Raw genomic sequence first — 7,216 nt, 5'->3', positions numbered from 1 at the left:
CAAAATGGGTGCAGATTTGGGTGCAAAAAATTAAATTGTAATATAATAAAATATGGTGAAACCTTTTAAAATCAAGTTTTTAACAACTCTATAATGCTTAAAATGAGCTGTTTTCATTCACCGTACGTATGTGTATACAAGGGAAGTGGTTATATTTGGCGACAGTGATAGATTAATTTTCGCGAAGGCTGATTGATTGGTCGATGTCATCACGTATGACTAAAGACTCCGTGATACCAGCTTTTTAAAATCGAAAGTACATGAATAGATAGACAAGCATGGTAGAATTCTTTTTTACACTGTATCTGTATTTTTGATATAGATCCTAAATATATTGTTTTAGTATTCTGTAATTTCTGGTATACTTGGAACAATGCAAGTTCTGTTTTAGAAACTTAACTCAAAGGAGAGTCTCAATGAAATCTAAAATCAATGTTTTAAACATTTTTATAACTATTCTTTCATTTCTCGCATATTATTTAACGTTTTACACTAGTGTGTTTTACAGTACGACATTTAGCCCTTGGTATTTTCCTGGTGCTACATTATTTGCAATTAGCATTATTCTTACAGTTATCGGTATTTTTTACAGTACTAAATGGTTGAATGTTTTATTACTTTTACTGAATGCATTCTTTTTAATACATTTTAGCTTACCATTATTGCTTGCATAAATTTTTCAGTTTTTTATTTTAATAGAGCTACTCAGCTTCTATGATGGAAAGACAATGATAAGTACTTGTTTCGTTTATATTGTAGTTCCAGTTAAGTTGAAATAGCTGTCTTTATTTTTAGCGTGCAGTCCGTTGTGATTGTACGCTTTTTGCATACTAAAAAGAAAAGGGTAGATAGCCCATCATGCTGTCTCATCACAAAAGGTACAGGAGCCAAGTTCTTATTATGATGAGAATGGTAAACGTAAAATCTTATATAACAGTGTTTTTATAGCTAGTTAATTTATGAGACAAACACATTTAAAAGCGAATCAGAATTGTCAGTGAATGAGTTGACAGATTTAAAAATTAATGATAAGTTTTAAGCACAGGTTAGCTACCTGTATTTATACCTAAAATTACAGAATCTACTAAAACAAGACATTATGTCGTGTTTATCCCATCTATTTAATAGGTGGGATTTTTTATCTTTTGATACAGTGGGTATTTGTAATAACTTAAGGTGAACATTATAGGATTGATAGCAGACACTACATCGATGTCAACGTGTACGTTAGTTATTTTTGGTTTTACATCTTTTTTAATCATTGACAGCAATTATTTGATTTTTTAGAGGCTAGTTTGTAAACAGAATCAATAAATGATAAAGAATTGATGGAATACAGTAGCATTTAAAGTTTCTATGGGATATGTTACATTCAGAATATTTTTCATTAGAAGATGTTTTAGATGAAATAGTTACAGTCTATGATTTAGATATATCTTATGCACTAATGGTATGTATAGCACTATTTATCCAATTACTTCCTACCGTTTTATCGGTTTTCAAGAAAAATAATAACTGATTGAAATTGTAATTAAGTAATTGTTTATTGTTTGGTGCAAAATCAAAAATCTTGTTATATAATGTTGCTAGAGGTTTTAGTACTCTGTAATTTTAGGTATAAGTGATACTGAACGGTAAATTTATCAAACCTAAAGGTGGTTTTAGTACTCTGTAATTTTAGGTATAAGTGATACTGTGCGTAGAACTTTTAATAACATGGCTAGTTTTAGTACTCTGTAATTAATTTCATTTTATTGTTTGTTTAAATAAAGTGATACTGAGCTTATAATTAAGTTAATAATCTAAATTAGGGGTGGCATATCATATGGCGCACAAATATATTTTAGGGTTAGATATTGGCATTGCTTCAGTAGGCTATGGTCTTATTGACTATGATACAAGAAGTATAATTGATGCAGGAGTCAGACTTTTTCCAGAAGCTAATGCAGATAATAATTTGGGGAGACGTGCTAAGCGTGGCGCTAGACGTTTAAAAAGGAGAAGAATTCATCGTTTAGATAGGGTTAAAGCTCTATTGTCAGAATATAAAATTATTTCAGATTGTGTACCCGTTAATAATCAACCTTACGATATTAGAGTTAAAGGATTAACAGAACGCTTAAACAAAGATGAAATTGCAGTTGCTTTATTACATATTGCGAAAAGAAGAGGGATACATAATATTGATGTTGTGACGGATAAAGAAGAGGTATCCAGTGATAGTTTATCTACCAAAGATCAATTAAATAAAAATGCAGTGTACCTGGAAACACGTTATGTATGTGAATTACAAAAGGAACGCTTAGAAAAAGATGGTCATGTGAGAGGCGTTGAAAATCGTTTTCTAACCAAAGATATTGTGCGTGAAGCAAAGAAAATTATTGAAACACAGGCGCATTATTATCCAGAGATTGACGAAGTATTTAAAGAAAAATATATTGCATTGGTTGAAACAAGACGCGAATATTATGAAGGTCCAGGGAAAGGTAGTCCATATGGTTGGGACGCTGATGTAAAAAAGTGGTATCAGCTGATGATGGGACATTGTACATATTTTCCAGAAGAATATAGAAGTGTGAAATATGCTTATACAGCTGATTTATACAATGCTTTAAATGATTTGAATAATTTGACTATTGCAAGAGATGAGAATAATAAACTTGAATATTATGAGAAATATCATATTATTGAAAACATATTCAAACAAAAGAAAAACCCAACATTAAAGCAAATTGCAAAAGAAATAGGCGTAAATGATATAGATATTTCTGGATATCGAATTACAAAGTCGGGACAACCTCAATTTACAAGTTTTAAACTATACCATGATTTGAAAAAAGTGGTGAAAGATCAATCGATATTAGATGATGTTGAATTACTTGATCAAATTGCTGAAATTTTGACTATTTATCAAGACAAAAATTCAATCATTGAAGAATTAGGACGTTTAGAATACCTATTAACTGAATACGATAAAAATGTGATTTCAGAGTTAACAGGTTATACGGGAACACATAGCTTATCTCTTAAGTGCATGAAGATAATCATTGAAGAGTTATGGCATTCTTCAATGAATCAAATGGAGATTTTCACATATTTAAATATGAAACCGAAAAAATACGAATTACAAGGTCACAAAAAGATTCCAACCGATATGATAGAAGACGCGATATTGTCTCCAGTCGTAAAGCGTTCATTTAAACAAGCAATTGGTGTTGTGAATGCAGTCATTAAGAAATATGGATTGCCAAAAGATATCATCATTGAGTTAGCACGCGAATCTAATTCAGCAGAACAACGCCGTTATTTAAATGATCTTCAAAAGAAAAACGAAAAAACACGAAAACGTGTCGAAGAAATCATTAAAAAATATGGTAATGAAAATGCGAAGCGACTTGTTCAAAAAATTAAGCTTCATGATGCTCAAGAAGGTAAATGTCTTTATTCATTAAAAGCAATTCCGCTCGAAGACTTATTGTGTAATCCTGAAAACTATGAAGTTGATCATATTATTCCAAGGTCTGTTTCATTTGATGATTCTATGCATAATAAAGTGCTCGTTAGAAGTGAACAAAATGCTAAGAAAGCTAATCGAACACCTTATCAATATTTAACATCTGTGGATGCAGACATCAGTTATCCTGAATTCAAACAACACATCTTAAACCTTGCTAAAAATAAAGATAGAATGTCTAAGAAAAAACGTGAATATTTACTAGAAGAACGGAACATTAATAAATATGATGTGCAAAAAGAATTTATTAACCGTAATTTAGTGGACACACGATATACAACAAGAGAACTTACAACATTGTTGAAATCATATTTCAGTATTAACAATCTTGATGTTAAAGTGAAGACAATCAATGGTAGTTTTACGGACTTTTTACGTAAAAGATGGCGTTTTAAAAAAGATCGTAATGAAGGTTATAAGCACCATGCAGAAGATGCATTAATTATCGCAAATGCAGATTATCTTTTTAAAGAGCATAAGTTGTTGAAAGAAATTAAAGATGTATCAGAAATATCTGCGGTAGAAAATTCATCGGATGTTAAAGATGAAGACCAATATGAAGAAGTTTTTGGTGGGTATCATCAAATTGAGAATATCAAAAAATATAAAATTACAAAGTTTTCACATCGTGTAGATAAAAAGCCCAATCGACAATTAATCAATGATACGATCTATTCAACAAGAATAAAGAACGATGATATTTATGTAGTTAATACATTGGTTAACCTTTATGATAAGTCAAATAATAATGTGAAGAAAGTTTTTAATAAAAATCCAGAAAATCTTTTGATGTATCATCATGATCCACAAACATTTGAAAAATTAAAAACAGTCATGGCTCAATATGAAAATGAAAAAAATCCACTTGCTAAATATTATGAAGAAACAGGACAATATTTAACAAAATATGCGAAACGAGATAATGGTCCAGCAATTTTTAAAATTAAATATTACGGTAATAGGCAGAGTGACTGCTTAGATATTACAAAAAATTATCCTAATGCCCGTAATAAAGTTATACAACTTTCTCAAAAGTCTTTTCGTTTTGATGTTTATAAAACTACAAAAGGCTATAAATTTGTTAGCATTGCATATTTAACATTGAAAAAAAGTAATAATCAATATGTCATTCCCGCTGAAACATATGAACAGCTGAAAGAAAGTAAAAAAATTGCAAAAGATGCTATTTTTATCGGCAGTTTTTATACGAATGACATTATTCAAATTAATGGTAACAAATATAGAGTAATCGGCGTAAACTCAGATAAGTCAAATAAAATTGAAGTTAATCGCATAGATATGAGTCAGAAGGATTACATCAAACTACATGAAGATGAAAAGAACGATAGAATAAAATTAATTATCGGACGTAATACTACAGACATTGAGAAATATCACACCGATATTTTAGGTAATATGTACAAAGGTAAGCGACCAAAAGCGCCACAAATGGTATTCAAAAAAGGGTGATTACAATGGGATGGCGAGTTGTTTATATTTCTGATATTGATAAACTATCCTTGTATTTAGATAGTCTTAAAATCAAAAAGGGGACGATGAATACAAAGTCCCTTTGAATGATATTATGCTTTTTGATGATTGTGATATCTATATAGGTATTCGTTTCATGTCTCACTGCGGACATTCATTTAAATTAGATTTAGATTATCAAAAATTACCAAATGCATTAGTAACCTATATACAAGATACGTATATAGGTTATGATACGATACACTAAGACCAACTCCTCAAAAATGAGCGAGTTGGTCTTGTCTTACTAAATGTTGAAGTCCTTTAAAAAATCTTCAGTTGCTACTTTCGGCTTGAATGTTTCTGGGATTTGTTCAGTTCGTACAACTAATACATCGCATGTTGCATGGCGCACGATAGCTTCAGAAACAGAACCAACGATAAAGCGTTCTACCGCATTAAGACCAGAAGTACCGCACATAATAAGATCTACATCAAGCTTTTCTTCGCTTGCCATTCTAGGGATTAAAGACTTAGGTGAACCAAATTCCAAACGTGTCTCAATATCTGTGACACCTTCGTCAATTGCTACTTTTTTGTAACCGTCTAACAACTTCTCAGCAAATGTCTTAGATTTTTCTGTGAAATGAGAATCATAGACCTCAAATGATGTGTAAGTGCGTGAATCGATGACATTGATGATTGTTAACTTCGCATTGTTACGTTTGGCAACTGCAACAGCCTTGTTGAATGCCCATTCTGCTTCATGAGAGCCATCGACCGCAATTAATATGTTTTTGTACATTAACATAGCAAAAACCCCTTTCTTATTTCACTTTTATTATATCATAAATTTATGAAAACAAAAATCATAATGATTGCGCTTACATTTATCATGCGTTATCATTGAGTTGGAGGTGTAGGAGTATGAAAATTGGAATTCCTAAAGAGATTAAAAACAACGAAAACCGTGTAAGTTTATCACCAAGTGGCGTGCATGCCTTAGTAGAATCAGGACACACAGTTTTTGTCGAAAAAAGCGCAGGTGAGGGTTCTTACTTTGAAGACAAGCATTATGTTGAAGTAGGTGCGCAAATTGTCGACACAGCTGCAGAAGCTTGGGATGTAGACATGGTTGTAAAAGTAAAAGAACCTTTAGAAGAAGAATATGGTTTCTTTAGAGAAGGTCTTGTTTTATTCACATATTTACATTTGGCAAATGAACCAGCATTGACTGAAGCATTAGTTGAGAAAAAGGTTGTCTCAATAGCGTATGAAACCGTACAGTTAGCTGATCGTTCATTACCATTGTTAACACCTATGAGCGAAGTGGCTGGACGCATGTCTGCTCAAATCGGTGCACAATTCTTACAACGCTTTAATGGCGGCATGGGTATCTTATTAGGCGGTATTCCAGGTGTTCAAAAAGGAAAAGTAACAATCATCGGTGGCGGTCAAGCAGGTACGAACGCTGCTAAGATTGCGCTAGGATTAGGTGCAGATGTTACAATTCTTGATGTTAACGCCAAACGTTTACAAGAATTAGAAGACTTATTTGATGGTCGTGTACATACGATTATGTCAAATCCACTTAATATTGAAGAGAATGTTAAAGAAAGTGACTTAGTAATTGGTGCGGTATTGATTCCAGGGGCAAAAGCACCTACATTAGTCACTGAAGACATGATCAAACAGATGAAACCTGGTTCAGTGATTGTTGATATTGCTATTGACCAAGGTGGTATTTTTGAAACGACAGATAAGATTACAACGCATGATAACCCAACATATATCAAGCATGGTGTTGTTCATTATGCGGTTGCGAATATGCCGGGCGCAGTACCACGTACATCAACGATTGGTTTGAATAATGCGACTTTACCTTATGCATTACAACTTGCAAATAAAGGTTACAAACAAGCATTGATAGATAATGTTCCATTGTCACATGGCTTAAATACGTTTGATGGCTTAGTAACGAACAAAGCTGTTGCGGAAGCTTTTAATTGCACGTATACACCGGTGACGGAAGTATTGGCATAATCAATCAACGAGCTCATAAACAATCAATGTAGTATGAGTTCGCTTTATATAAAAAAACGCGGCGGACTACTGATATAGTCTGTCGCGTTTAGTTTACAACTTTTATGGTGGAATGGCATGGATTAGCCGTTCTGCCTTTTCTTTTTAGCGTGCCGAAAGTGGCTGGTAGATTAATAGAAAAGACTAACC

The 7,216-nt window shown here is 32.4% G+C and carries 3 protein-coding genes; 2 read left to right on the top strand and 1 reads right to left on the bottom strand.

Features of this window, described 5'->3' with window-relative positions:
- The first annotated feature begins 1,825 nt into the window (after positions 1 to 1,825).
- Positions 1,826 to 4,984 carry a type II CRISPR RNA-guided endonuclease Cas9 gene (gene cas9 / locus NXS11_RS02140; protein ID WP_259198262.1) on the top strand — a complete coding sequence of 1,053 codons (3,159 nt, stop codon included), beginning with the start codon at positions 1,826 to 1,828 and terminating at the stop codon, positions 4,982 to 4,984.
- 307 nt (positions 4,985 to 5,291) lie between these two features.
- Here the strand turns inward: cas9 and NXS11_RS02135 are convergent, their stop codons facing one another.
- Complete coding sequence (locus NXS11_RS02135; RefSeq protein WP_259198260.1) at positions 5,292 to 5,795, bottom strand: universal stress protein; 504 nt, start codon at positions 5,793 to 5,795, stop codon at positions 5,292 to 5,294.
- 116 nt (positions 5,796 to 5,911) lie between these two features.
- Between NXS11_RS02135 and ald the strand changes: the two genes are divergently transcribed.
- The gene (ald, locus tag NXS11_RS02130) at positions 5,912 to 7,027 is read left to right on the top strand and encodes an alanine dehydrogenase (RefSeq protein ID WP_259198258.1); all 1,116 of its coding nucleotides are present in this window, start codon (positions 5,912 to 5,914) and stop codon (positions 7,025 to 7,027) included.
- Positions 7,028 to 7,216: the final 189 nt, after the last annotated feature.

Source organism: Staphylococcus americanisciuri, assembly GCF_024814435.1.
In the GTDB taxonomy this organism is placed as follows: Bacteria; Bacillota; Bacilli; order Staphylococcales; family Staphylococcaceae; genus Staphylococcus; species Staphylococcus americanisciuri.
The sequence above is the reverse complement of the archived record's forward strand: the minus strand, read 5'-3'. Positions and strand labels throughout refer to the sequence as shown.

Coding starts and splice junctions, on each gene's coding strand:
- NXS11_RS02135 (WP_259198260.1), bottom strand. CDS start 5,795: ATGTTAATGTACAAAAACATATTAATTGCGGTCGATGGCTCTCATGAA.
- cas9 (WP_259198262.1), top strand. CDS start 1,826: ATGGCGCACAAATATATTTTAGGGTTAGATATTGGCATTGCTTCAGTA.
- ald (WP_259198258.1), top strand. CDS start 5,912: ATGAAAATTGGAATTCCTAAAGAGATTAAAAACAACGAAAACCGTGTA.